Raw genomic sequence first — 24973 nt, 5'->3', positions numbered from 1 at the left:
TTCCACTTCGATACTTGCGTGAATTCTATGTGGTGACGCCCGCGTGTTGGGTGTTTGTTAACAAATTTCAGAGCACACTGCGTGAGAAACCAATTTGAGGTCTCTTATGCATGGTCTGATCAACCGGGCGATTCAATCCTTTGTTGCGGTGACCTACGGGCAGCCGTGCTGGATGCGCGTGATGGATTCAGCCGAACTGGGCTTTGCCGAGTTCGAGGCCATGCTTGTTTACGACGATGATATTACCGAGCAGGTATTGGATGTGGTATGCACGGTCCTGAAACGTTCACGCAGTGACGTTCTTGAAGACTTGGGAACGTACCTTGTGTCTCATCCCAACATGGAAGACCTGCGCCGTCTGTTGCGATTTGGCGGTGTCAGCTATCTGGAATTTCTCCATTCGCTTGATGATCTGTCTGACCGGGTCAGATTGGCCGTATCGGATCTAAATCTTCCGGCACTTGAATTGCACGAGCTTTCACCGACGGAATACAGACTGTCCTGCCATCCAGGCCTGCCTGGCTTTTCAAGCGTCATGGTTGGTGTATTGCGCGCGATGGCTGATGATTACGGGGCTCTGGCCATGTTGTCGCATGAGGGCCAGCAGGGTGAGCTCGAGTTTATCTCAATCGTTCTGGTAGAAAGCGCTTTTTCAGAAGGTCGGCATTTTGATTTAGGGGCGCGAAAAGCATGATGAACGCGAATAATCTGGCAGAGCTTTTGCAAACCTTGTGCCCGATGTTTTTGCTGGTGAACGAGGATGGGAAAGTGACCCGCGTCGGATCAACCTTGCAAAAGCTACGCCCTGAAAAGCCGATGGAAGGTCAAAGCTTTCTGGATATCTTTGAGCTGCTTCGCCCTAGGGCGGTTACCACGGTTTCAGGCTTGATGTCACAGGCCGGCACCAAGTTACAGCTCAGGTTCCATGACGCCCCGCGCACAGCATTGAAGGGCCTTATCGCTCCGCTGCCCAAAGGTAAGGGGGCGGTCATCAATCTGTCTTTCGGAATATCGATTTTGGATGCGGTCCGGGACTATGCCCTGACCAGTGCGGATTTCTCGGGCACTGATCTGGCGATCGAATTATTGTATCTGGTCGAGGCGAAATCGGCAGCGATGGAGGCGTCCAGATCTCTGAACCTGCGCCTTCAAGGGGCGATGCTTGCCGCCGAGGAAAAGGCATTTACAGATACACTGACGGGTCTGAAAAATCGCCGGGCGATGGATGTTCTATTGGATCACATGATCTCGTCCAAATCTCCATTCGCGCTGATGCATCTGGATCTTGATTTTTTCAAATCGGTCAATGACCAATTCGGGCATGCCGCGGGCGACTATGTGTTGCAACAAGCGGCGCGGATCATGGGTGAGGAAACCCGCGGAGACGATACAGTGGCGCGTGTCGGCGGGGACGAATTTGTAATTATATACAAAGGATTGACGGACGAGGGTGTTCTCTCTGCAATCGCCAGCAGGCTGATCGATCGGCTGCGGGAACCGATGATGTTCGACAACGTGTCGTGCCAGGTTTCAGCCAGTATAGGCACGGCGCTTTCGACCCAGTTTCCATCGCTTAAACCGGCTGAGATTTTGCATGCGGCAGACCTTGCCCTGTATGCGGCCAAGCGAAATGGCCGGTCTCGCCACTGTCTATATTCGCAGCTTGTGGATCACTCACACAGATAGGTTTCCCCCTAAAGGAACCGGCAAAGTGTATGTGGTCAGACGACTCTATTTCGATGAAGAAAAAGCTTTGAGAACGGACGCTATGTGTTGCTGCACCAGTGGCAGTTCACCCACAACCGGTAAAACCTGTCCCTTGAACTTGGCCTTGCTTAATTCTTGCGGCACATCCTCAAGAACATGGCCACCCGTGCAGGCAAAAAATGGCAAACACAGGGTTTGGGCGCCGGTTCCTGCGGCGGCCACAGAAATCGAAGGGGCCTCTTCGACAAACCCAAGGCGCAGGGATCCAAGTGGTATCAGTTGCAACAAAGCGTCGCCGAATGCCGTTGCAACGGCGGAAGGGTTTCTGCTGCGGCCCGATCCATGCGCAGCGATCACAAGGTCCGTTTCTTGTGACCGCCAGTCTTTGTCCTGCAGCGTTCCCTCAAGGGTTTGCGCGACCAACTGGGGCAATTTCGGGTCCGCGCCTAAGGGATCCAGAATAGGGTTTCGGCGGTCACCAATACGTTTCGGCAGCACATCTGTGACAAACCACCCTTTGGCCATGAATAGGGGATAGATGACGGCGTCGCCGGGAATCTTGTCCAGTGCGCTGTCAAGTGCCCCAGGGGCTGCCAGCGTTGCAGAATGAACCGAAACACCGGCACACAGGGCATTTACATCGGCCGCATAAGCCGCCAAGACCGCTTCGGCTGGTTCTGGGTCAGAAGGTTGGCCATGGGTAACGATAAGGGCGTGTGTCATAAATCTGTCCTGTCCGCTTTAGCGATAGGTGCGTCGCGCCGTGTAAAAGTCAATCCGCCTGCCGCACCGTCAGCCCAATAGGGTCAGCCAAAACCAGACGCTCAGGATAGATACTGCCGTCCCCAACAGAACAGAGGATGCAGCAACCCGTTTGGCGCGGCCATAGATGTTTGCAAAGATATAGGCGTTGAAACCAGGGGCCATGGCGGCTGTCATCACTCCGGACCGGAATAGATCCTGTGGCAGTCCAAGGGTGGATCCGAAAAGCCAGAAAAGGCTCGGGTGCAGCAGCAGAGAAACGCCGCAGACAAAGGCGATCGCCCTTAGGTCACCTTCGGGTCTGTATTTAACCAGAACGCCCCCAAGCGCGAATAGCGCGCCGGGAAGGGCCGCGCGGGTCACCAGGCCAAGGGCATCATCTACAACGGCTGGCACGCCGAGCCCGGACAGATTTACGATGAAACCCAGTGAGATCCCGACAATCAGAGCGTTGCGAAACATCGCGGTCAGGACCGAGCGAACCATTCGCGATCCTCCGTGGCCCCGGTTCCGGATCACCTCCATTACCGTGATGCCTAGGCCGTAACAAAACGGCGAGTGAAAGGCGATGACGGCATAATTGCCCGTAAGGCTTTCAGGGCCATAAGCCCGTTCAGTAATCGGCAATCCCAGCAGGACGGAATTGGAGAACAGGCAGCAAAAACCGATTGCGACGCAATCCTCCCATTCGCGGTTGAAGATCAGTCGCGCGCCGAACAGGCCGGCACAAAAGCAAAGCGCAGCAGCAGAGTAAAAGCTGATCAACAGCTTGGGATCAAAACTGACACTGAGGTCGAGATGTGAAATCGCAAGAAACAGAAGGCAGGGGATTGCAAAACCCTGAGTGAACTTCATCAGCCCATCAATGTGGTTTTCCTTGAAGTACCCAAGAAGAGTGGAGACGTAACCGGCTCCAATAACAAGAAAAACTGGAAGGATGACTTCAATGAGATTTTGCAGCATGTCAGCGTTCCGCAACAGTTATTCGCGCGGGAAAGGATATCTGCATGATCTCGGCCAGGGCTCTACAGAGCCTGATGTATCACCATGCCGTCATAAGCAGGGGTGATGTTGTCTGCGGTTTCTGCGTCGACTGCGGCATAGTCAAGATCGATATGCATGTTGGTCAGAACCGCGGTTTTTGGTTGCAACAGGTCGATCCAGCCAAGGGTCTTTTCCAGATGCGCATGGGTCGGGTGCGGGGACCGGCGCAGCGCGTCGATCACCAGACAGTCCAGACCCTCTAATGTGGTCCAGGCATCGTCATATATCTCTGCCACGTCCGGCAGGTAGGCCAGATTGCCCATTTTGAAACCAAGCGCGTCGATTGATCCGTGGTTCACCTTGAAGGGGTGAAACGGGATAGGGCCTCCGGGGCCAGTGATCTCGAACGGGCCGTCGATTGTCTTGAGGTTGAGGATCGGCGGGTAGGGTGAGTTTTCGGGTTGGATGAAGGCATAGCCAAATCGGCCCAAAAGATCATTCTGGGTGTCGCCATCAGCCCAGACCGGCACCCGTTCGCGCATGTTGAAGACAATCATGCGCAAGTCGTCAATGCCGTGGACGTGGTCGGCATGGGAATGGGTATAGACCACCCCGTCCAACCGCCCGGTGCCGGTGTCCAGCAGCTGGCTGCGCATATCCGGGGTTGTGTCGATTAGAACCGAGGTGGTGCCTTCGGGCCCGTCACGTTCGACCAGCATCGAGCAGCGGCGGCGGATGTTCCTGGGGTTTTCGGGGTCGCAGTCGCCCCAGTGACCGCCAAGACGTGGCACTCCACCTGACGAGCCGCAGCCCAAAATGGTGCAGCGCAGCGTGGTCATGCCGCCGCCTTGTAAGAGGCGACCTTGGTGAAAAGTCTTTCGAAATTGGCCTGCGTCTGCGCCGCGAAATCGGCATAGCCCATGCCAAAGACCTCGGCGCCTTTGCGGGCGGTGTGGGCGGTATAGGCCGGTTCATTCCGTTTGCCGCGATACGGGGGGGGCGCCAGATAAGGTGCATCGGTTTCAACCAGGATGCGGTCTACTGGCGCATTTGCGAAAATATCGCGCAATTCCTGGCTTTTGGGAAAAGCGGCGATGCCCGACATGGACAGGTAAAACCCAAGATCCAGGGCGGACTGTGCCAGCTCGGCCGAAGACGAAAAACAATGCATCACACATGAATAGGGGGCATTGCCGTATTCTTCAGCCAGAATGCGGGCCATGTCTTCGTCCGCCGCGCGCGCATGAATGATCAAAGGCAGTCCGGTACGCTGAGCGGCCTCGATATGAACGCGCAGGGATTGCTGCTGAACCTGCGCACTGTTGGCGGTATAGTGATAATCCAGCCCGGTTTCACCGATACCAACAAATTTGGGGTGCTGTGACAGTGCCACCAGCTCGTCGACAGTTGCCATCGGTTCATCGGCTGCACTCATCGGGTGTGTGCCTGCGGCGTAGAATACCGGCGCGTGAGCCTCAGCGATGGCGCGCACAGTGGGTTCGTTCCTCAGCCTGGTACAGATCGTCACCATCCGGATCACGCCGGCTTCGGCCGCATTTGCGACGATCAGGTCCAACTGTCCTTCAAAATCGGGGAAGTCCAGATGGCAATGGCTGTCGGTGATTTGGGGGGTGTCGCTCATCTGTTCTGACCGGCGGTTTCCTGTATCTTGAACACCGTATCTAGGACCAGAGCGGCAGGGTCAAGGTTCACCGCCTGCCCGTGGCGGGCGCGGGCGGTGATCTGGGCTGCGGTTTCCGCCCAAAGGCGTGCCTGCTCCGGCGATCTGGACAAACGGGACAGGATATCACCTTCGTTTGGCGCGGCCTCTGGCGATGGCGGAGCACCAGTCGCACCGGTCACAGCAAGACGTGACAAGGCAATGTCGATCAGCGTCAACAGCAACTCGAACCGTTCGGCTGCTCCGCGCTGTGCGGCAGCCTCGGCCAGAGCCAGAGCGCGTTGTCTGTCCAGCCGGGGCAGGGTGCCCAGGATCGCGATGAGCTCGGCATATATTTCGAGCCCGCTCAGATTTATCAGGCGGACGGCGTCCCCAACGGACCCGCTGGCCAGAGCGGCCAGATGGTCGGGGTTTCCAGTCAGCTCAACCCCGGTCTGGGTCAGTGCGGCGTTCATATCTTCCGCGTTCAGCGGCGAAAGGCGCAAGGTACGGCACCGGGATCGGATCGTGGGCAAAAGGCGGGACGGTTGATGTGATATCAACAGCAGCGTTGTCCGCGCAGGCGGTTCTTCTAGCATTTTCAGCAATGCGTTGGCGGCGCTGATGTTCATTTCATCCGCAGAATCTACGATGACGACACGGCGGCCCCCATCGGCCGAGGACAGGCCGAAGAACTTCCCAAGTTTGCGAATGTCGTCCACAACGATTTCATTCCGCAACCTGCCCTGATCGTTCACGGATCGTTTGATGGCGGCCATGCCAGGCTCGGCACCAGCCAGAATACGATGAACAACCGGGTGATCTGATGGAACCTCAAGCGTTTCAAGGGGAGGTGGCGCGCCAAACAGTCCGTCCTCTTCGACCGGCGGGGTTGCCAGCAGAAACCGCGCGATCCGCCAGGCCAGCGTTGCCTTACCCACACCTCGGGGGCCGGTCAGCAGCCAGCCGTGGTGCAGACGATCAGAAGTATAGGCGTCAAGAAAGGCCTGCTCGGCCTCGGCCTGCCCAAACAGTTGCGGTGTTTCGCGCGGATGAAGGGCACCGGGTGCCTGATCCGGGATCGGGATGTCGTTGTTCATCAATCGTCCGTCACAAGGCTTGCATGACGATATCTGTCACATCGCGGGCAACACTGTCCATGTCCCTGTTGCCATCGACCAGGCGAAACCGGTCGGAAAATTCATCCGCCAGTTCCAGAAAACCGGCCCGCATCTTCTGTTGCAGGTGAATGCCGAAATCCTCGAACCGTTCTTCGGTGCCCTGCCGGCCCTTGGCCCGAGAGAGGCCGGTTTCAGGATCCATGTCGATCAACACGGTCAGATCCGGTTCACGTTTGATCATCAGCTTATGCAACTGATCGACCAATCCCCGCAGGTCGCCACGCGACAGGCCCTGATACATGCGGGTACTATCGGCGAAGCGGTCGCAGATCACGATCTTGCCTGCAGCCAAAGCGGGTTCAATGGTGCGTTCCAGATGGTCGCGCCGCGCAGCAGTGAACAGCAGGATTTCCGTCTCAGCTGACCAGCGATCGGGATCGCCTTCAAGTACCAGTCTGCGGATTTCCTCGGCCCCGTCAGAGCCGCCAGGTTCACGCGTCAGAACGACATCATGCCCGAGCCCGCGCAAATGCCCGGCCAGCATACGCGCTTGCGAGGATTTACCTGATCCGTCGATACCTTCGAAAGTCAGAAATAACCCGCCTGCCGTCACATCGCGCCCAACGGGTTACCAATGACATCTTTCGCGACAATGCCGCCAACTGTCATAATCCGCACGAAGAAACCGCCCTTTTCGACGCTTTCCGCTGCAACCAGGGGTCTACGGATCTCGGGCAGGTCATCGGGTTTGATGACAAGCTCAGCGATTTCCTGTCCTTTGGCGATGGGGGCCTCAAGCGGACCGTCATAGACGATTTCTGCCTCAACATTCTTATCCCCGAGAACAGGCAGCAGCAGTGTCAAATCCTCATGCGGGACAAGATCAACCGTTTTCGAAGTGCCCATCCAGATATCGGCTTGTCCTATCGGTTTTTCTGCTTCGGCAAGCTGCCTCTCGACAAAATTGCGAAACGACCAGTTAACGACGGCCTCAGCCTCCTCTGCGCGGCGGGCGACACTGTCGAGCCCCGACAAAACGAATATGACCCTGCGATCCCCCTGCTGTGCCGATCCTACAAGGCCATAGCCCGCTTCTTGCGTGTGGCCAGTCTTTAGCCCATCCGCACCAATCCCAAGTTTCAGTAAGGGATTCCGGTTACGCGAATTTGACGGCACCCGGTTGTCGAATTCGAACTCTTCCTCGGCGAACAGAGGGTAATATTCGGGAAAGTCGCTAATCAGATGGTCGGCCAGAATGGCGAGGTCATGCACAGACATCATGTGGCCTGCGGCTGGCCATCCGTTCGAATTCGCAAAATTCGAATTATTCATGCCCAGCTGTTGCGCGCGTTGGGTCATGAACCGGGCAAACCCAGCTTCGGTTCCGTCCGGGCTGAGGGCTTCGGCGATAACAACACATGCGTCATTTCCTGACAGGACTATGATCCCGCGCAGCAGGTCTTCGACCCGGACACGGTCCTGCGTGTTCAGGAACATACTTGAGCCCTTATAGCTGGTCGCATGTTCGGAAACCGGAAGTTCCTCATTCAGTTCCAGGCGACCGTCCCGCAGCGCTTCGAATGCTACAAACAGGGTCATGAGTTTGGACATGGACGCGGGCGGCAACGGCTGGTCTGCGTCTTTGGACAAAAGAACGGTTCCTGTCGTTTGGTCCATGACATAGGCAGCACGGGCTTGCGTATCGAAAGCTTGTGCGGGCAGGGCAAACATAGCCAAACTGAGGGTCAGTACAGATGATCGAAATGAGGACAGCACGAGGGGGACCTCCTTTTGCTTAATTCTTCACGGTATAGGCGTCAGAAAAGCCCAGATCTTTGACGTCGCTTTGCATTGCGTTTCGTTCCGCCCGCGTCAAAGCAGGACCAACGATCACCCTCCAAACGGTTTTGCCATTGGCTTCGAGTTTTTGAACTTTCGCAGGCAACCCGTTTCGCCGAATTTTCTCGGCAGCACCTTCGGCATTTTCTTCAACTGTGAAAGTGCCCACCTGAATAAACGGTTTTGAAAGCGATGAAACGGAGGCAGCCTCAGTGCTGGCTGCGGTTGCTGCCGGTGTAGGGGCGGCCTCTTCGATGGCCGCTGCAGCGCCCTCTATCGGGTCCAGAGGTGTTTCGGTGATTTCGTCGGCAGGCTTCTTTTGCCACCATTTACGCTTCGGTGCTGCCTCGGTTGGCGGCGTGACAGTGGGATCGGTCAGATTTGCGGTTGGTGCTGGCTCAGGCGCCGCCTCGATAATCTCTGTTGCCGCCTCATCGGTCTTTTCTGCGGTTTCAGCCACGGCTGCAGCTGTCGCAGCACCAGCTGCGGCAACTGGAGCCTTCTTTTGCCACCATTTACGCTTGGCTGGTTTATCAACGTCTTCGGACACATCTGCCGTGGTCTGGCTATCGGTTTTCTTTTCCTGAGGTTCAACCGCCTCAACCGTTGGGGTCTCTTCGGGTTCAGCGACCCCTTCGGGCTCAGGAGCTTTTTCTTCTACTTTCTCTGCAGGCTTGCGTCGCAGGGCAACAACTTCAACCCGAGTCGGTGCGCCTGCGAGGATACCCAGTTTCGCGGCGGCAGTCGAAGACAGTTGCAGCGCAGGGCCCGGCAAGTTGCGTTCGCGGCGGAAAAGTGCGCCGGTTACGGATTTGTTGTTCTTTGTATTCGTTATCCGAACACGTTCAGGCTGTGTAACGTCCGGGTGCGCGACCCAGATTCCGCCCAACGAGGGGCGCCCATCCCACAAACCGGCTTCGGTGACCTTGAAGACATCAGGAGCTTCAACATCATCACGCGCGTTCCCTGTCGTTTTGGGAAACAGCTCTAATTTGCCATCGTCCTGCACGCTTTCGTCCGCCTGCTCGGTGGATGTTCCACCCGATGTCAGGGCCTCGTCGCAACCTGACAGAGCAGCAACTGTTATTACCAGAACCGCCAGTGCCCGCGGTTTTGCGCGTGTCGTGGTCGCTCGATCCATATTTGCAATCCCTTGCCTGTAAGGGGCCTCTTTCATCGTACCCCGCCGCCGATCGCTGGTTCTGAACTGCCAGCCTGTCACGGTCTTTCACGCAAAGCATAGCCTGCACGTTCGGCCATGGAAAGTCTGCTGCACAGGCTTCGGCAAGATTTCCCTATTTGGTCTTGCCACCGTTTAAAGATAGCCTTAGACCCGGCCCCACGCGGGGAGGTGGCAGAGTGGTCGAATGCGGCGGTCTTGAAAACCGTTGGGCGTGAGAGCGTCCCCAGGGTTCGAATCCCTGTCTCCCCGCCACTCATACTTGTCTCACTTCAGTTGTGTTTTCTGATCCGGAATTGCACCGCAATTCCCGCGAGTTGGCGCATGCGCTTTCAATCAGAGACGGAGCAAACCGTACACTCAGAACGCAATTCAGGCCTCAGTCTCAATGGCGCATTTTGGCGGGGTCGCTTTGGGAGGGATTTCCCTGATATTCGGCAATTTACGGGGGAATTTTCGTGAGATGGGTCTGGAACCCAGAGTTTCTCCTCTCAGAAATGTATGTTTTTCAAAGGTCTATGCTGCAAATTCCCAAAAAGGTGGAGCAGGGAATTGTTCCGTCGGATCAGGGAGGGCGAACCTTGTAGCAGGGACGAAGGACTTGGAGATGTCAGAAGCCGAACAGGCGTTCCTGTTCGGACCAATCAGGTGCGTGGGTCACGCTGACCAGTCAGATGAGGCTGCTCAGCCATGGTGCCTGAGAACCCGATCAAGAACACATACTTCGGCGAAACTCATGTACATACTTCGTTTTCACTTGATGCCTACATTGGAAGTGCACGCCTGACACCTTCGGACGCGTATCGCTTCGCGAAGGGTCAACCTGTCTCGGTAAACAACGTGCAGCGCAGAATCGGTCGACCTCTGGATTTTGCGGCCATTTCCGTTCATGCAGAATTTCTTGGCGAGATGCTCTCAACGCAGATCCCATCTGCTCCAGGGCATTACCAAGAAGCTGCTGGCTCTACACTGTTGGCCATCCCACATAATTCCAACGGAAGCAAAGGCTTGATGTTTGAGCCGATCGACAATGCCGGAAATCCAATCACGCGCGAATATGCCGAGCGCCGCGCCAAGTGGGAGCCGTTGATCGAAATGATGCAGATCAAAGGCAATTCCGAAACCCATCCCGGGGTGTCGCCTAACGATGAATTTGCGAACTTCGAGAATGCAGAGAGTATCGCTGCATTCAGCGAACGTTTCTTCCGCACCGATGGCTTCGTCCGTTGGGCTGCGACTAAAGGGCTCGACTATGAGCAGAAGCTAGGTGCGAACCCTTGGAAACTTGGTTTCATCGGAGGCACCGACAATCATAACGGTACCCCAAGTGATGTCGATGAGGCGACTTATAATGGCAGCCATGGTGTTGCCGACGGTACTATCGAACAACGCCGCGAAGGCGAGATAGACGGCTGGTTGCTTGGCCCCGACGCCAACCCGGGCTCGCTCGCAGGCGTCTGGGCGTCCAAGAACACACTTGGTGCGATTTTTGACGCGATGCAAAGCCGCGAAACCTTCGCCACATCAGGCCCTAGGATACAGCCGCGTTTCTTTGGCGGTGCAATACTCCAAAGCAACAACGATCCCGTGAAGCTTGTAATGGACGGTTATGCCAACGGCGTGCCGATGGGCGGTTCTCTGACAGCTTTGAACGGCCCACCAAATTTCGCGGTGCACGCATTAAAAGATCCGATCGGAGCCAACCTCGATCGTGTACAAATCATCAAGGGTTGGGTCGATGTGGGCGGATCGCCGCAAGAACGTATCATTGATGTAGTGTGGTCAAGAGATCGCGTGCCGGACGTGAATGGCAAGCTGCCGCCCATTGGCAATACGGTTGATCCTGAAACTTCGACTTACAGTAACGCAAACGGAGCTGCGGAGTTGTTTGGTCATTGGACAGACGACGATTTTGATCCTGGCCAACATGCTCTGTACTACATGCGCGTCATCGAAATACCAACTCCACGCTGGACGACGTATGACGCCGTCCGCCACGGCTTGCCGCTCCTTGAGGATGTCGCGGTGTGGATATAAGAACGAGCATGGATTTCGCCAATTTGGTATTCACCGGAGCAGTAGCCCACGGTCTTGTCAGAAGAACATAGCTTGAGCGGGGCAGGGCGGTTGCGTAGTTTTTGCACATGACCAAACCTGCCTCTTTTAAAAACTTCAAGACCAGTCCCGAGATCATCCGCCTTGCTGTGATGCTGTATATTCGATTTCCGCTCTTCCGTTTCGACGACGCGAACGCGCGACGCAACGGTTCAGGCGCATGCGAAGTTTACAGAAATTCGCTGCCGTTCATTCTTCCGTCTAAAACCACTTCAACCAAGAATGATCGCTCACCAGCCGAGACACCTTCAAGCTGACCCGCGCTGCCGCTCTTAGCGAGTGGCGTCAACTTTGTTCCGGATAAGAATTGCGTCCCTCGCCTACTGATCCGATGCCAAGGATAAGGTCGGCGCATCGTTCGCCAAGCATCATGGCAGGTGCGTTTGTGTTGCCGGCGTTGATGTCGGGCACTGCGGACATGTCGCACACCCGTAAGCTCTCGATCCCGCGAACGCGCATTCTGGCGTCCAGCACTGCCATTCCGTCGCCGTCCCGGCCCATTTTGGCAGTGCCCGCCGGGTGATAGTTGGTTTTTACGAATCTCTTGCAATGTGCTCGCAGCGTCTGGTCGTCGTCCGCTATCGGAATGACGATTTCGCGGATCCTTTGTGCAAGCGGGCCCGACGTGAATGCCCGACGAAAGAACCGCTGCCCCCGGATCATCTCTTGCATGTCGTCTTCATGCTTCAGAAGGTTGGGCGAAACCACCGGCATAGCTTGAGGATCGGCCGAGCGAAGCCGAACCTCTCCGCGTGATTTCGGTTTGACCACGACGGTCGTAACGGTCACGCCAAAGTCATCCTGCACTTCGTCCAGCGCGTCGCGATCCAGATAGACGATGGGCACGCAAAAGGCTTGAATGGTCGGTTCTCCATTAGGAACCGACGGATTGACGAAGGCACCAGCTTCGACCCCGGCCGAAGTCACTGGGCCGCTGCCGAACAGTTTGAACTGTATGCCGTTGCGAAGCATCCGCCAGCCATCACCTTGTTTAAAATATCCGTATGGACCGTTGGCAAAGGCGGTGATGGGAACTTCGGGGTGGTCGATCAGGTTCTGACCGACCCCAGGCAGTGGGCAGAACACAGGAATACCGTGTTCGGCAAGATGTGCATCCGGTCCGATACCCGAAAGCATGAGGATTTTCGGCGTGACCAGAGCGCCCGCCGCAAGGATAACCTCACCATCACACCGGACGGTGTGGAACCCGCCTTTGTCGCGATACTGCACCCCGACGGCCTTGTCGCTTTCGATGATGACTTTTCTGACCGTTGCGCCAAGCCGTATGGTCAAGTCCGGGTTCGTCTCGAGAGGGGCGAGGAAAGCATAGGCTGACGAGCTGCGCTTTCCAGCGCGATTGGTGAACTGATAGAACCCGACACCGCGCTGTGTTGCGCCGTTGAAGTCCGTGTTGAATGGTTCACCAAGGGCCTGCACCGACTGAACGAACCAACGGGACATGTCGTCGATATACCCCGGATCAGAGACCTGCACCGGACCATCGCTGCCATGCAGGTAATTATGAAGCCTGTTGTTGCCTTCAATCCTGCGGAAATAGGGCAGCACATCATCCCATCCCCAGCTGACCCCGTCGTTGGTCTGTCGTAGCAGGTCGTTCCACGCGTCATAGTCAGAAGGGCGGCCGCGCATATAGACCTGCGCATTCACTGACGACCCGCCGCCCAGTACGTTGGCCTGCGGAATCTCATGCACGCGGCCGTCCAGGTGGTCCTGCGGTTCGGTCTGGTGGTAGGTCATGAACTTGGACCCGTTGATCATCTTGAAAATACCCGGCGGCATGTCCAGCAATGGATGGTGGTGCGAATGCCCGGCCTCCAGCACCAGAACCCTGCACTTGCCCTGGTTGACCAGTCGGGCGGCGGCTGCGGCACCGGCTGAGCCGCCGCCGATGACGATGTGATCGAAGGTTTCCGTCATGATGTCGCCTTCAGGTCCGGCGTTTGGGTTCTCTGATCGAGTCGCGCTCGACCAGTTCGCATTCAAGCTTCACGAGTGGGTGCCTCTGACCATCCGTCGGCCCGTGGAATAGCTGTTCGACGACCCAGCGTCCCATCGCCCGGGTGGGAAGAATCATCGAGGTCAGGGGCGGCGAAAGGTGTCGCGCGGTTTCGTCATCGTCAAATCCGATGACCGAGATGTCCTCGGGGATGGACAGGCCAAGTTCCTTGAGTGCCTCATAGCAACCGATTGCCATGCGGTCATTCTGACAGAAAATGGCGGTTGGCGGAGAGGGCAGGTCCATCAATTCGCGCGTGGCGGCATATCCGGCGCTGGGCAACCAATTGCCTTCGACAACCAAGTCCTCGTCGAATGGAATGTCGGCGGAAGCCAAGGCGTTTCTATACCCGGTCGTTCGTCCCGCGGCGCATTCCATGAACGGCTCGCCAGTGATAGTGGCGATTCGTTTGTGCCCGGCCTTGATCAGGGCGTTGGTCGCCGTATGTCCAGCAGCGACTTCGCCGGGGATCACCGCAGGAAACGAGAGGTCGTCGCAAAAGCAGTTTAGCAGCAGAACCGGGGTTGCGGCCTGCGTGAGGATTTCCGGAACGACCACCCGCCGGGTGAAAACAGTTGCGTAAACGATGCCCGCAACCTGTTGGTCGAGGAAATACTTAAGCGTTCTGGGTTCGACCTCTGGGTCGTTTTGGGTTTCTGCCAGCAATACAAGATTTCCGGTGTCCCGAACGGCCTGTTTCACGCCGCTAAACGCGTTTACCATTTCGGGGCTCGACGCCAGATCGTCCACGACAAAAGCGATGGTGTCGTCTAGTGCCGAGGGTCGGCGCGCGCTGTCTTGGGGTTTCCTGAGTTGAGAGGGCATGGCGTATCCAAGCGTATTGGCGGCATCCAGGACTCGTTGCTTTGTGTCCTCGGAGATTTTGACGGAATCGTTCTTGTTCAGAACCAGCGATACTGTCGTTTGTGAGCATCCAGCGACGCGTGCAATGTCGTGCATCGTTATGCGCTGTCGGCCCGCGACTCGTCCTACACCCCTGTGTTGTCCGGCCTTGTTCGCTTGATCGTTCATCGCTCAACCTTTTTGTTCGTATCCTTTTTACCGATTATGCGGAGGACGTGCAACTAATATTAGCGGATAGTAATTAATATTAGTGTTGACTAAATAATAATATTAGTGTTTTGATCGGTGGTGCGGTCTCCATTGTGGTTTGACCGAGCAAGCGCGGGAGGCGAAATTGCGGTCTGTAGTGGGGGAGTTGGGTCAAGTCGTTCGGCATTCGATGTTCATCGATGGCCGCTTTGTCGACCTTGACGCGGACACGGTTGTTGTCGAAAACCCTGCGAATGAAGAGATCGTTGCGCTAGTTCCAGATGGCGCCGCCGCTCACGCGGATGCGGCGGTCGAAGCGGCCCATCGGGCTTTTGGCTCGTGGTCCTCGCGCCCGGCGATCGAGCGGGCTCGACTGGTCCTGAGGCTCGCTGAGGCCGTCCGGATCGACGCCGGTCGTTTGGCTGCTCTGATCACCGCCGAGCAGGGCAAGCCGATCTCGCAAGCCCGAGGTGAAGTGGATGCTGCCGTCACCTTTCTTTGCCATGCGGCTGAAGAGGCCCGGAGGATTTCGGGTGACATAGTTGCGTCGGACAACGAGTCCGAGGAAATCCAGATCCGGCGTCATCCTTATGGCGTTGTTGTTGCGTTGACGGCCTGGAACTATCCGTTGGCATTGGCCGCCAGGAAGGTCGGACCCGCGCTAGTCGCGGGCAACACCGTAGTTCTGTTGGGGCACGAAATCACGCCGCTATCCGGTCTTGCGGTCGCCGAGCTTGCCAACAAGGTCGGGTTTCCGCCCGGTGTTCTTAATGTTCTGACAGGCAAGGGGCCGGTGGTAGGGCAGCGGTTGGTCGAACACCCCGATACGTCACTGATCACGATGACCGGCAGCACACGCGCCGGGAAAGAGATTTTTCGCGCCGCGGCCAACCGGATCAAGGTTGTCCGGCTCGAGCTTGGCGGTAAGGCTCCGTTCATCGTGATGGAGGATGCGGATATTGACGCCGCCGTTTCGGCCGCCATTGCCGCCCGGTTTGCCAATTGCGGCCAGATTTGCACCTGCAACGAGCGTATGTATCTGCATCGCGGCATTGCGGATCAGTTCTTGGAAAAATTCGTGTCCGCGGTCCGCGCTTTGTCGATCGGGGAACCGATGGACGACTGCGATTTGGGTCCCAAAGTCAGCAAGGCCGAAGTGACCAAGGTCGCCGAGATCATCCAGCGCAGCATCGCCGAAGGCGCCACGGTTCATCTTGCAGGTGGGCCCCTGACGGACGGGGCGCACCATAAGGGGCACTGGATGTCCCCGACGGTTCTTGAGGTCTCAGACAACAGCAATGCCGCGATGCAAGAGGAGGTCTTTGGCCCCGTGGCAACAGCCATGCGAGTAGATGATTTTGATCAGGCGATAGACGTAGCGAATGACACATCATTCGGGCTGTCGGCCTATCTCTTTACGGCATCGCACCGGCGATTGATGGAGGCCCCGAGCCGTTTGAAGTTCGGCGAACTGTATCTGAACCGCTCCAATGGCGAGGCCGTGCAGGGATTTCATACCGGTTGGGGTATGTCCGGGGTTGGGGGTGAAGACGGCGCATATGGCTTCGATGGCTATCTGAGGAAACAGACGACTTACATGAATTGGGCATGACCTAAAACTCGCGGTCAAAACGTTGGCGACCGCACCAATGGAGGAGGAATAACCATGAAACGCAGAACTCTTTTGATCTCGACGGTTGTCGCGGGTGCGCTGTTGGGCACGACTGCGATTGCGCAGGATCTGCCACAGCTTGAGCAGAAGGAGCGCTACAAAGTTGGCTTTGCGCAGATGGAGTCGAACAATCCGTGGCGCATTGCCGAGACCAAATCGTTCCATGACACGGCCGAGGCCTGCGGCTGGGACCTGATCGCGACGGATGCAGCTGGATCTGCGGCCAAGCAGGTTGCGGATGTGGACAGCATGATCGCACAAGGCATCGACGTTCTGTTTCTGCCTCCAAGGGAAGAAAAGCCACTGATTCCGGCGGTTATGAAAGCACGCGCCGCCGGCATTCCGACTTTTCTCGTGGACCGCTCGGTTGATCCGGCCGTCGCCAAGCCAGGCGAGCATTTCGTAGCATTCCTGGGATCGGACTTCATTGATCAGGGCAACCGCGCCGCGCAATGGCTGATGGAAAATTTCGACGGCGACAAGGGCGTCATCGTCCAGTTGGAAGGCACAACTGGTTCTTCACCTGCAAATGACCGTAAAAAGGGTTTCGACGACGCGATTGCAGCGGATGACCGCTTTGCGATTGTGGCTTCTCAGACCGGTGACTTTGCGCGCGACCTGGGTCGTCAGGTGATGGAGACCCTGCTGCAGGCGCATCCCGACGTGAACGTGGTCTACGCCCACAATGACGAGATGGCGATTGGCGCGATCCAGGCTCTGGAACTGGCCGGTCGCAAGCCTGGCGAGGATGTGACCATCGTTTCGATCGACGGGACACGTGATGCGCTTCAGGCCATCATCGATGGCAAGATGGGGGTCACGGTGGAAAGCTCGCCCTTCTTCGGTCCTCTGGCTTGTGAAGTCATGAAGAAATACGCGGCTGGCGAGACGATCCCGGAATGGGTGAAAGTCGAAGATCGCATCTTTACCAAAGACAATGCGGCTGATCACATCGACGAAGCCTATTGATTCTCCCTGGTGGGTGGTGCTGGCCTGTGGTCGGTGCCGCCTGCAAGCAATCGGAGGAAGACATCTTATGAATGCGCTCGTCTCGATGTCGGGAATTGATAAGTCCTTTGCAGGCGTACCGGCACTGAGCCAGGCCAGTCTGAAGATCGCTCCCGGCGAGGTTCATGCGCTGATCGGCCAGAACGGTGCCGGTAAATCGACGATGATCAAAGTTCTGACCGGAGTTTACGACCGGGATGCCGGCGACGTCCATCTGGCGGATGCGCCAAGCCGCATTTCCACCCCGCGCGAAGCGCAGGAATCCGGAATTGCCACGATTTATCAAGAGCTCAACCTGGTGCCGCTGCGGTCAGTGACCGAGAACATCATCATGGGGTACGAGCCCAAACGCTTCGGCTTTCTGGTCGACTGGCGCGAGGGCAACAGGCGCGCACGCGAGGTTCTTGCGCGCTTTGGCATAGATATCGACGTGACGGAGCCGCTAGGAAATTTCTCGACTGCGATCCAGCAGTTGGTTGCGATTGCGCGGGCTGTTTCGCTGGATGCGAAACTTGTCATCATGGACGAACCCACGTCGTCTCTGGATGCCAGCGAGGTCGAGGTTCTGTTCGGTGTGGTGCGCGAGTTAAAGAAACAGGGCGTGTCTGTTCTGTATGTCTCGCATTTCCTCGATGAGCTGTTCCAGATATGCGATCGAGTCACAACGATGCGAGACGGGCGCACCGCCAGCACGCGCAACGTCCAGGACACGACCAAATTAGAAATGATCGCGGACATGCTGGGCCGCAACAAAGATGAGATCGCGGCAGACGGACTCACGGACTTTGCAGGTGCGAAGGCTAAGAAAGGAGATATCGTTTTGCGGGCCGACTCTGTTTCGACAGGCCCGCGATTGACGCATTTCGACCTTACACTCCACCGCGGGGAAATCGTTGGGTTGGGCGGGTTGCTGGGCTCTGGCCGGACTGAGGCGGCGCGCGCTTTGTTCGGCGTGGACGGAGCCCGCAGCGGTGCGATCGAGTTGCACGGCGCGGTTGGACAACCATCCGGACCGGGTGACGCAATCGCAAACGGCGTCGGCTTTCTGACCGAAGATCGCAAGGCCGAAGGGATCATCCCAGACATGTCCGTGCGCGAGAATATGACGCTGGCCCTACTGCCGAAACTGGCCAGTCGTGGTCAGATCGATTTTGCCCGCGAGCGCGAGATCGTTCAAGCCTTCATCGACGATCTGGGCATCAAGGCGGCGCATATGGACCAACCCATTCGCGAGTTGTCCGGCGGCAACCAGCAGAAGGTACTGCTCGCCCGTTGGCTGGCGACGCAGCCAGACATCCTGATACTGGACGAACCGACCCGAGGCGTAGATGTCGGCGCCAAGCGAGAGATCCAATCGTTCATTCGGTCTTATGTCGAAAAGGGGTTCGGCGTCGTTCTTATCAGTTCGGAATTCGAAGAGCTGGTGGAAGGCGCCGACCGCATCGTGGTCATGCACGAGGGGCGCTCGGTCAAGGAACTGACCAACCCCGGGATTACGGAGAACATACTGGTGCGCGCGCTTGCGCATCATGAAGAAGGAACTGGTTCATGGACCGCGCAATGAAGTTGCCGCAACGGGTCGCATCGATACCCTTCCGCTTTCATGGCGGCATCGCCGCGTTGGTCGCCCTGCTGGTGTTCAACGCGTTTTTCACCCCCAATTTCCTGCAGATGCAGACCCTGTTCGTGAATATCAGCCAGGTTGCCACGATCGCCATCGTGGCCATGGGTATGACGCTGGTCATCGCCACGGGTGGAATTGATCTGTCGGTTGGCGCTGTCATGGCTCTGGCGGGGGCGTTGGCCCCGCTGATCTTTCTGTCGGATCTGGGCGCCGCCAATCCGATGCTTGGCGTCATTTTGGCCATTGTCCTGCCACTGTTCGTCGCGGGTTTATGTGGGGTATTCAACGGCGTGATGGTTGCCGTGTTGAACGTGCAGCCCATTATTGCGACGCTCATTCTTTTCATCTCGGGTCGCGGTATTGCCCAGGTTTTGACGAATGGCAACCTGCAGACATTTTCAAACCCTTCATTCAGTTATCTTGGAACCGGCAAGGTGCTTGGCTTGCCGTTCCAGGGTTGGCTGGCGCTGGCCATTGCCTGTGTGCTGTTCTGGGTGATCACCAGAACCACTTGGGGTCGTTACCTGCTGGCGATCGGCGGCAATGAACGCGCGGCCTATCTGGCCGGTGGTCCCGTCCGGCGGGTCAAGATCGGGGCCTATGTCATCTGCGCGGTGCTTGCGGGCTTGGCTGGTCTGATCGTGGTTGCGATCAACTCGGCCTCGGACGCCGCGCGCAACGGCAATCTGATGGAGCTTGACGCCATCGCGGCCGCTGTCGTTGGCGGGGCTCTTTTACAAGGCGGACGGGCGCCGATCTTTGGTGCCATACTGGGAGCCGTCATCATCCAATTGGTCAAATATACATTGCTGGCCAACGGGGTAGAGGACGAAGTTGCACTGATCGCCAAAGCGGTCATTATTATCCTGGCCGTCTGGGTCCAGCAGTTCCGGAGGGCTTGATCGATGTTGGATGAAACGGCTTTTGACCTGCGAAAGTACCTTCGGCGCAATTCGGCTTCGGTGACGGTGTGGATCGCACTGCTGGCTTTGATCCTGTTTGGGCTGATGCGCTATGACAACTTTGGCAGCGCCTACAATTTCTCGTCTTTCCTGAACTACAACGCGATGTTCATCGCGATTGCGCTGGGTATGTGTTTTGTGATCATGACCGGCGGGATTGATCTGTCGGTTGGATCCGTTGCGGCCTTTACGTCGGTTGTTGCGGCCTATCTCAGCCCATACGGGATTCAGGTTGCGCTGCCGGGGGCCGTGCTTGCCGGGGTGGGCTTCGGAGCGATCAACGCCTTTTGCATCATCATCCTTCGGATTCCGCCCTTCATCGCCACACTGGCGACCATGCTTGCCGCAAAAGGCGGCGCATTGGTGATTTCGGGCGCCCAGACAATTTCGGTTGATTGGGGGTCGAACTTCACCAAGCTTGGCATGGGGCAGGCGTTTGGTCTGTTTCCATGGGCAATAGTCATAGTGGCCGGACTGACGCTGGTACTGTGGCTGGTGCTGGAAAGAACAACCATCGGGCGGACCGTCTTGGCGATCGGTGGCAGCGAGGATGCCTCGAACCTCATGGGTCTGAAGGTGAATCGCGCCAAGGCTTTCGTCTACCTGCTTTCGGGCGGCTGCGCAGGGCTGGCTGGCGTCTTTCTGGCCTCGGGTTTTGGAGCCGGACAACCCCTTGAGGGCATCGGATGGGAATTGTCGGCCATCGCGTCCGTTGTTGTGGGCGGCACCTTGTTGACAGGTGGGATGGGTTCGATCCCTGCGACCGTGGCCGGAGCGCTTTTGCTGGGTCTGGTGTTCAACGTTCTGAACTTTGAAAACGGTCAGGGGACCATCAGTTTCAGCGCCTATTGGCAGATGGTCATACGTGGAGGCTTTCTTTTTGTGGTCATCCTCTTACAGTCTCGGGTTATTGCCAGGCAGCAGAAGGTCTTGGGTTCGTGAATCGCATAGAAAGTGTTTCAGCGCGGCTGTTCAACGTCCCGCTCGCCGAAGTCCTGGTCGATGCCAAACATGGCGATCACACGTTCTTTCAATTGATCACCGTTACCATTCAAACGTCGGATGGGGTTGAGGGGGTTGGGTATACCTATACGGGCGGCAAGGGCGGTCATGCCATCTTGGCGATGATCCAGCATGATCTAGCGCCGTTCCTGGTTGGACAAGGCGCCGAACAGATCGAAAGCCTGTACGATGCCATGCAATGGCATGTGCACTATGTGGCACGGGGTGGGATCGCCTCGTTCGCCATTTCGGCCGTGGATATTGCCCTTTGGGACATTCGCGGCCGAACGCAGAATGCACCACTATGGCAAATGGCTGGTGGAGCGTCCAAACGGTGCAAGGCCTACGCCGGCGGGATCGACCTGAATTTCTCGTTGGAGAAACTGCTGTTGCAGACCGAAGGCTACCTTGCGCGTGGGTTCAACGCGGTCAAGATCAAGGTCGGTCAACCGGATCTGGCCGATGATCTGGCGCGGACCCGGGCGGTGCGCGAAATGTTGGGGCCGGACCGGTTCTTCATGGTTGACGCGAATTACTCCATGAGCGTCGAGCAGGCCATCGTGGCAGCCCGAGGGTTCGCCGACTGCGATATCCTGTGGTTCGAGGAACCGACAATTCCAGACGATTACAAAGGCTATGGCCGAATTGCCGAAGCCACGGGCGTGCCCCTTGCTATGGGTGAAAACCTGCACACGATTCACGAATTCGAGTACGCCTTTGATGACGCGAAGCTGAGTTTCATCCAGCCCGATGCTTCAAATTGCGGCGGGATCACCGGCTGGTTGCGCGTGGCCGCGCTGAGCGCACAGCACGACATTCCGGTTTGCAGTCATGGGATTCAGGAGCTGCACGTCAGCCTTGTTGCCGCGCAACCCAACGCAGGGTGGCTAGAAGTACACTCATTCCCGATAGATCAGTACACGACCCGTCCGCTGGTTGTGGAAGACTGTATGGCCGTGGCCCCGGATACACCGGGAACCGGAGTGGAATTCGACTGGGACAAACTGAATGCGGAACACATGGAGATGCATACATGACAACCGAGACGATCTGTGCGGCATACTACAGGGGCAACAAGAGCTTTGCTGTACAGCAAGCCCGAGCGACGGATCCGGGCCCCGGCGAGGCTGCCGTTCGCGTTGCCTATTGTGGGATTTGCGGGACGGATATGCACGTCTACCACGGCAACATGGATGCCCGTGTCGGCCTGAATCGGGTGATTGGACATGAGATGTCAGGTGTCGTCGAAGCGGTGGGCGAGGGCGTCGACACGGTCGAACCCGGCCAGAAGGTTGTTGTCCGACCGCTTGATCACTGCGGAGAATGCCCAGCTTGCAAACGGGGGCATCAGCATATTTGTCAGAACCTCAAATTTCTCGGCCTCGACACCGATGGCGCCATGCAAGAGATCTGGACCGTTCCGGCCCATACGTTGCACATTCTGCCAGACGACTTGCGCATGGATCACGCGGCGCTGATCGAGCCGGTCGCCGTTGCCTGCCACGATGTGCGGCTGTCTGGCCTGCAACCTGGCGAGGACGTTGTCGTTATCGGCGGCGGCCCGATCGGCATCCTGGTTGCCATGGTTGCGCGGGATGCGGGTGGAAATGTCGTGATTTCCGAAGTGAATCCGAACCGTCTTGCGATTGCTGAAAAACTTGGTTTTGACACGATAAACCCAATCGAAACCGACCTGGTGTCCACAATCAACGCGCGCACGGGCGACAAAGGCGCAGATGTGGTTTTCGAGGTGTCGGGAACGCAGCCCGGAGTTGATGCGATGACCGCCGTTGCCGCGACTCGGGCCCGGATCGTGATGGTCGCGATCCATGCACAAAAGCCCCAGATAGACCTGTTCCAGTTCTTCTGGCGAGAGCTGCAACTGATCGGTGCTCGGGTCTATGAGCCAGAGGATTACGAGAAAGCCATTGCAGTTGTCGCCTCGGGCGGAGTGGACGCGGATGTTGTGATTACTGACGTCAGCCCTCTGGCAGACATCCAGGCCGCGTTCGAAGCACTGGATCGCAGCCCAACCGCAATGAAAAGCCTGATCGAAGTAGGACCGCGTTCATGAGTGTTTTGAAAAGTTTCGACCTGACGGGAACGACGGCCCTTGTGACTGGGTGCAAACGCGGTATCGGGCGCGGAATGGCCGAGGCATTGGCATCGGCTGGAGCCGATATAATCGGAGTGTCCGCCTCGCTTGAGCTGTCCGGGGCGGATGTCGAAAAAGCCGTGACAGCGATGGGACGCAGTTTCCGGGCTTACCAATGCGACTTCTCGGATCGCGCTGCGCTGCATGCGTTCATTGATCAGTTGAGGGCCGACGGACAAACTCCTGATATCCTTGTCAACAATGCCGGCACGATCAAACGAAAACCCGCCACTGAACACCCGGACGACTGGTGGGACGAAGTGATCGAGGTGAACCTGTCCTCGCAGTTCGTTCTGTCTCGCGAGATCGGCAAGGACATGCTGGCGCGCGGCTCGGGCAAGATCATCTTCACCGCCTCGCTGCTGACGTTTCAGGGCGGCATCACCGTTCCCGGATATGCGGCCTCGAAAGGTGGGATTGGACAGCTGACGAAGGCCCTGGCCAATGAGTGGGCCGGGCAGGGTGTGAACGTGAATGCAATCGCCCCCGGCTACATCGCGACCGACAATACCCAAGCCCTGCAGGACGATCCGGTCCGATCAAAGTCGATTCTGGAACGAACACCCCAAGGCCGTTGGGGTACGCCTGGTGATTTTGCCGGACCTGTAGTCTTTTTGGCTTCTGCAGCGTCGGATTACGTCAACGGTGAAATCCTTGTTGTCGACGGGGGCTGGATGGGGCGGTAACACCGTCAACTCTCCATGTGACCCAAGGCATCACGTCCCGATGTAGTGCACCTTCAATCGTCGTGTCTTGGGTGCCTCGCGATGTTCGAAGAGATACAGGCTTTGTACGCGGCCCAGCGGAAGCTGCCCCTGTTCGACCGGGATGGACACCTGCGTTTGCGTCAACGGCGCCCGCAAATGCGATGGCGCGTTGTCGTCTTCGCTCGGGCGATGGTGATATTTGCCTGATGATTTGGGGACCAGTTCTTCGAAGAACGTCTCGATATCCTTGACCACCTCGGGATCGGCATTGGCCTGAACCAACAGCGCGGCACCGGTGTGGACGCACCAAAGGGTCAGCAGGCCCGAGCCAAGTTCATGGTCAGACACCGCACCCTGAACCACCCCGCTGATGTCGGTGAGGGATTTGCCGGGCGTTTCAATGGACAGCTCAAAAAACTCTTGCTTCATCCATCAGATCCTTTCCTTGATTTTGCGCGAATGCGCCCAGCTTTCCGCACCCCATTCGGCATTCAACTTTGAGGGTTAAGTATATGATTTGTAAAGTACAATGGCGCTTCATTCATGCGAACAGGCTTTTGAACCTGTCCACACACAGACGAAACCCATCTTCGAAGTTTCCGTTGCCGGGATGATAAACGCTCTCGAAAGAAATGACGCCATCATAGCCGTCGGATCTGAGCGCGTCCGCGATGGGTTGGAACAGAGGCGCAAGCTGACCTTCCCCCATGCGGCGCACTTCCAGCGTTGCCCGCGGCGTGTCGACCTTTACGTCCTTGATGTGAATGTGACCCAAGTAGCCGCCACGCAGTTCTTCATAACCGATCGGGTATGCCAGTTCATGGCACCAGCAGTTGTTTCCGGGGTCCCACAGCACTTTCAAAGTGTCTTTTGCGTCCAACTCGTCAATCAGCTTTCGGGCTGTATAGTTGGAATTGACCAGCGTGCCGTTTCCAGTTTCCACGACAAGCGTCACCCTCTCAGCTCTTGCTAGTTCAACCGCCGGCGCGATCAGAGGCGGCATCGTGTCCCATACCCCATGCGCCACGTTCCACTTCTCGGCGCCGTTTTTTCCCCAGAGTATCTGCTCTTTTCGTGGCGTCATGATCCGAACCAGCGGCGCCCCAACAACATGCGCCATGTCGATCACGCGTTTCAAGGCGTCCATGTGCCGAGTGTGCAGGTTGTCGCCGGGCCTGTTGGCAGCTGTCATCCCCGCAAAGATATGGCGAGACAGACATGACACAGGCTTGCCCCGGTCGCGCAAAAGCGCGTCGATCTCGGCAATTTCCTGCGGGGAATGGTCCCCGACCTCCGTATCTCCAACGAACTGAAGCTCTGCATAGTCCAGACCGAATTCGTCCATTACGTCCACGGCATGCCGCAGTTCGCGGGAAATGCCGTCGCAAATCACACCAAGTTTCAT

The 24973-nt window shown here is 57.2% G+C and carries 23 protein-coding genes, 1 tRNA gene and 1 pseudogene; 13 read left to right on the top strand and 12 right to left on the bottom strand.

The genetic code is table 11. The features are described from left to right. Nucleotides 1-106 precede the first annotated feature (106 nt). Nucleotides 107-694, top strand: a complete 588-nt coding sequence (locus tag FN806_RS05590) for a heme NO-binding domain-containing protein (protein ID WP_142634843.1) — start codon at nucleotides 107-109, stop codon at nucleotides 692-694. Next, nucleotides 691-1686 (top strand): GGDEF domain-containing protein, encoded by a 996-nt coding sequence (locus FN806_RS05585; RefSeq protein ID WP_142634841.1) that lies wholly within the window; start codon nucleotides 691-693, stop codon nucleotides 1684-1686. The genes FN806_RS05590 and FN806_RS05585 overlap by 4 nt, the downstream gene beginning before the upstream one ends. Nucleotides 1687-1731: 45 nt before the next feature. Here FN806_RS05585 and FN806_RS05580 read toward each other — a convergent pair whose 3' ends face one another. From FN806_RS05580 to FN806_RS05545, 8 genes are all read right to left on the bottom strand, one after another. Beyond that, nucleotides 1732-2430, bottom strand: coding sequence for a CbiX/SirB N-terminal domain-containing protein (locus FN806_RS05580; RefSeq protein WP_142634839.1), 699 nt, complete (start codon nucleotides 2428-2430; stop codon nucleotides 1732-1734). Nucleotides 2431-2499: 69 nt separating this feature from the next. Further along, nucleotides 2500-3432: an AEC family transporter gene (locus FN806_RS05575; protein WP_142634838.1), complete on the bottom strand. Its 933-nt coding sequence runs from the start codon at nucleotides 3430-3432 to the stop codon at nucleotides 2500-2502. A gap of 62 nt (nucleotides 3433-3494) precedes the next feature. Then, nucleotides 3495-4292 carry an MBL fold metallo-hydrolase gene (locus tag FN806_RS05570; protein ID WP_142634836.1) on the bottom strand — a complete coding sequence of 266 codons (798 nt, stop codon included), beginning with the start codon at nucleotides 4290-4292 and terminating at the stop codon, nucleotides 3495-3497. Next, a complete protein-coding gene (locus FN806_RS05565; RefSeq protein ID WP_142634834.1) occupies nucleotides 4289-5095 on the bottom strand; it encodes a TatD family hydrolase in 807 nt (268 codons plus the stop codon). The genes FN806_RS05570 and FN806_RS05565 overlap by 4 nt, the downstream gene beginning before the upstream one ends. Further along, nucleotides 5092-6213, bottom strand: coding sequence for a DNA polymerase III subunit delta' (locus FN806_RS05560; RefSeq protein WP_185956625.1), 1122 nt, complete (start codon nucleotides 6211-6213; stop codon nucleotides 5092-5094). The genes FN806_RS05565 and FN806_RS05560 overlap by 4 nt, the downstream gene beginning before the upstream one ends. 10 nt (nucleotides 6214-6223) lie before the next feature. Further along, nucleotides 6224-6847 (bottom strand): dTMP kinase, encoded by a 624-nt coding sequence (gene tmk, locus FN806_RS05555; RefSeq protein ID WP_142634830.1) that lies wholly within the window; start codon nucleotides 6845-6847, stop codon nucleotides 6224-6226. Further along, nucleotides 6844-7965: a D-alanyl-D-alanine carboxypeptidase family protein gene (locus FN806_RS05550; protein ID WP_142634817.1), complete on the bottom strand. Its 1122-nt coding sequence runs from the start codon at nucleotides 7963-7965 to the stop codon at nucleotides 6844-6846. The genes tmk and FN806_RS05550 overlap by 4 nt, the downstream gene beginning before the upstream one ends. A 64-nt stretch (nucleotides 7966-8029) precedes the next feature. Continuing rightward, nucleotides 8030-9214, bottom strand: a complete 1185-nt coding sequence (locus FN806_RS05545) for an SPOR domain-containing protein (protein ID WP_142634815.1) — start codon at nucleotides 9212-9214, stop codon at nucleotides 8030-8032. A 204-nt stretch (nucleotides 9215-9418) separates the two neighbouring features. On the opposite strand from FN806_RS05545, the gene FN806_RS05540 reads away from it, so the two are divergent. The 3 genes and pseudogenes from FN806_RS05540 to FN806_RS20625 form a co-directional block, all read left to right on the top strand. After that, a tRNA-Ser gene (locus FN806_RS05540) sits at nucleotides 9419-9508 on the top strand. Between the two features lie 435 nt (nucleotides 9509-9943). Next, a complete protein-coding gene (locus FN806_RS05535; protein ID WP_142634813.1) occupies nucleotides 9944-11290 on the top strand; it encodes a DUF3604 domain-containing protein in 1347 nt (448 codons plus the stop codon). A 187-nt stretch (nucleotides 11291-11477) separates the two neighbouring features. Further along, a pseudogene (locus FN806_RS20625) lies at nucleotides 11478-11672 on the top strand (IS6 family transposase); the annotation flags it as partial. On the opposite strand, the gene FN806_RS05525 reads toward FN806_RS20625, so the two are convergent. Both FN806_RS05525 and FN806_RS05520 read right to left on the bottom strand, forming a co-directional pair. Beyond that, entirely contained in the window at nucleotides 11654-13306 is a 1653-nt protein-coding gene (locus FN806_RS05525) for a GMC family oxidoreductase (RefSeq protein ID WP_142634811.1), read from the bottom strand. The pseudogene FN806_RS20625 and the gene FN806_RS05525 overlap by 19 nt on opposite strands. 10 nt (nucleotides 13307-13316) lie before the next feature. Beyond that, nucleotides 13317-14417, bottom strand: coding sequence for a LacI family DNA-binding transcriptional regulator (locus tag FN806_RS05520; RefSeq protein ID WP_246097150.1), 1101 nt, complete (start codon nucleotides 14415-14417; stop codon nucleotides 13317-13319). Between the two features lie 166 nt (nucleotides 14418-14583). Between FN806_RS05520 and FN806_RS05515 the strand changes: the two genes are divergently transcribed. The 8 genes from FN806_RS05515 to FN806_RS05480 all read left to right on the top strand — a co-directional run bounded on the left by FN806_RS05515 (nucleotide 14584) and on the right by FN806_RS05480 (nucleotide 23547). Beyond that, nucleotides 14584-16050 (top strand): aldehyde dehydrogenase family protein, encoded by a 1467-nt coding sequence (locus tag FN806_RS05515; RefSeq protein WP_221929474.1) that lies wholly within the window; start codon nucleotides 14584-14586, stop codon nucleotides 16048-16050. A gap of 54 nt (nucleotides 16051-16104) precedes the next feature. Further along, nucleotides 16105-17079 (top strand): ABC transporter substrate-binding protein, encoded by a 975-nt coding sequence (locus FN806_RS05510; protein ID WP_142634809.1) that lies wholly within the window; start codon nucleotides 16105-16107, stop codon nucleotides 17077-17079. A gap of 67 nt (nucleotides 17080-17146) precedes the next feature. Continuing rightward, a complete protein-coding gene (locus FN806_RS05505; RefSeq protein WP_246097149.1) occupies nucleotides 17147-18682 on the top strand; it encodes a sugar ABC transporter ATP-binding protein in 1536 nt (511 codons plus the stop codon). Beyond that, nucleotides 18667-19644, top strand: coding sequence for an ABC transporter permease (locus FN806_RS05500; RefSeq protein WP_142634808.1), 978 nt, complete (start codon nucleotides 18667-18669; stop codon nucleotides 19642-19644). The genes FN806_RS05505 and FN806_RS05500 overlap by 16 nt, the downstream gene beginning before the upstream one ends. Before the next feature lie 3 nt (nucleotides 19645-19647). Next, nucleotides 19648-20646 carry an ABC transporter permease gene (locus tag FN806_RS05495; protein ID WP_142634806.1) on the top strand — a complete coding sequence of 333 codons (999 nt, stop codon included), beginning with the start codon at nucleotides 19648-19650 and terminating at the stop codon, nucleotides 20644-20646. Beyond that, nucleotides 20643-21743, top strand: coding sequence for a mandelate racemase/muconate lactonizing enzyme family protein (locus FN806_RS05490; RefSeq protein ID WP_142634804.1), 1101 nt, complete (start codon nucleotides 20643-20645; stop codon nucleotides 21741-21743). Before FN806_RS05495 ends, FN806_RS05490 begins: the two co-directional genes overlap by 4 nt. Beyond that, a complete protein-coding gene (locus FN806_RS05485; RefSeq protein ID WP_142634802.1) occupies nucleotides 21740-22780 on the top strand; it encodes a zinc-dependent alcohol dehydrogenase in 1041 nt (346 codons plus the stop codon). The genes FN806_RS05490 and FN806_RS05485 overlap by 4 nt, the downstream gene beginning before the upstream one ends. Continuing rightward, nucleotides 22777-23547, top strand: coding sequence for an SDR family oxidoreductase (locus FN806_RS05480; protein WP_142634800.1), 771 nt, complete (start codon nucleotides 22777-22779; stop codon nucleotides 23545-23547). The genes FN806_RS05485 and FN806_RS05480 overlap by 4 nt, the downstream gene beginning before the upstream one ends. 30 nt (nucleotides 23548-23577) lie before the next feature. Here the strand turns inward: FN806_RS05480 and FN806_RS05475 are convergent, their stop codons facing one another. Beyond that, complete coding sequence (locus tag FN806_RS05475) at nucleotides 23578-23997, bottom strand: secondary thiamine-phosphate synthase enzyme YjbQ (RefSeq protein WP_142634798.1); 420 nt, start codon at nucleotides 23995-23997, stop codon at nucleotides 23578-23580. Nucleotides 23998-24109: 112 nt separating this feature from the next. Then, nucleotides 24110-24973, bottom strand: a complete 864-nt coding sequence (locus FN806_RS05470) for a sugar phosphate isomerase/epimerase family protein (protein WP_142634796.1) — start codon at nucleotides 24971-24973, stop codon at nucleotides 24110-24112.

It is taken from the genome of Ruegeria faecimaris, assembly GCF_900182615.1.
In the GTDB taxonomy this organism is placed as follows: Bacteria; Pseudomonadota; Alphaproteobacteria; order Rhodobacterales; family Rhodobacteraceae; genus Ruegeria; species Ruegeria faecimaris.
Note: the sequence above shows the minus strand (reverse complement) of the source record. Positions and strands in the feature narration are given on the sequence as shown.

Coding starts and splice junctions, on each gene's coding strand:
- FN806_RS05590 (WP_142634843.1), top strand. CDS start 107: ATGCATGGTCTGATCAACCGGGCGATTCAATCCTTTGTTGCGGTGACC.
- FN806_RS05585 (WP_142634841.1), top strand. CDS start 691: ATGATGAACGCGAATAATCTGGCAGAGCTTTTGCAAACCTTGTGCCCG.
- FN806_RS05580 (WP_142634839.1), bottom strand. CDS start 2,430: ATGACACACGCCCTTATCGTTACCCATGGCCAACCTTCTGACCCAGAA.
- FN806_RS05575 (WP_142634838.1), bottom strand. CDS start 3,432: ATGCTGCAAAATCTCATTGAAGTCATCCTTCCAGTTTTTCTTGTTATT.
- FN806_RS05570 (WP_142634836.1), bottom strand. CDS start 4,292: ATGACCACGCTGCGCTGCACCATTTTGGGCTGCGGCTCGTCAGGTGGA.
- FN806_RS05565 (WP_142634834.1), bottom strand. CDS start 5,095: ATGAGCGACACCCCCCAAATCACCGACAGCCATTGCCATCTGGACTTC.
- FN806_RS05560 (WP_185956625.1), bottom strand. CDS start 6,213: ATGAACAACGACATCCCGATCCCGGATCAGGCACCCGGTGCCCTTCAT.
- FN806_RS05550 (WP_142634817.1), bottom strand. CDS start 7,965: ATGTTTGCCCTGCCCGCACAAGCTTTCGATACGCAAGCCCGTGCTGCC.
- FN806_RS05545 (WP_142634815.1), bottom strand. CDS start 9,214: ATGGATCGAGCGACCACGACACGCGCAAAACCGCGGGCACTGGCGGTT.
- FN806_RS05535 (WP_142634813.1), top strand. CDS start 9,944: ATGGTGCCTGAGAACCCGATCAAGAACACATACTTCGGCGAAACTCAT.
- FN806_RS05525 (WP_142634811.1), bottom strand. CDS start 13,306: ATGACGGAAACCTTCGATCACATCGTCATCGGCGGCGGCTCAGCCGGT.
- FN806_RS05520 (WP_246097150.1), bottom strand. CDS start 14,417: ATGAACGATCAAGCGAACAAGGCCGGACAACACAGGGGTGTAGGACGA.
- FN806_RS05510 (WP_142634809.1), top strand. CDS start 16,105: ATGAAACGCAGAACTCTTTTGATCTCGACGGTTGTCGCGGGTGCGCTG.
- FN806_RS05505 (WP_246097149.1), top strand. CDS start 17,147: ATGAATGCGCTCGTCTCGATGTCGGGAATTGATAAGTCCTTTGCAGGC.
- FN806_RS05500 (WP_142634808.1), top strand. CDS start 18,667: ATGGACCGCGCAATGAAGTTGCCGCAACGGGTCGCATCGATACCCTTC.
- FN806_RS05495 (WP_142634806.1), top strand. CDS start 19,648: ATGTTGGATGAAACGGCTTTTGACCTGCGAAAGTACCTTCGGCGCAAT.
- FN806_RS05485 (WP_142634802.1), top strand. CDS start 21,740: ATGACAACCGAGACGATCTGTGCGGCATACTACAGGGGCAACAAGAGC.
- FN806_RS05480 (WP_142634800.1), top strand. CDS start 22,777: ATGAGTGTTTTGAAAAGTTTCGACCTGACGGGAACGACGGCCCTTGTG.
- FN806_RS05475 (WP_142634798.1), bottom strand. CDS start 23,997: ATGAAGCAAGAGTTTTTTGAGCTGTCCATTGAAACGCCCGGCAAATCC.
- FN806_RS05470 (WP_142634796.1), bottom strand. CDS start 24,973: ATGAAACTTGGTGTGATTTGCGACGGCATTTCCCGCGAACTGCGGCAT.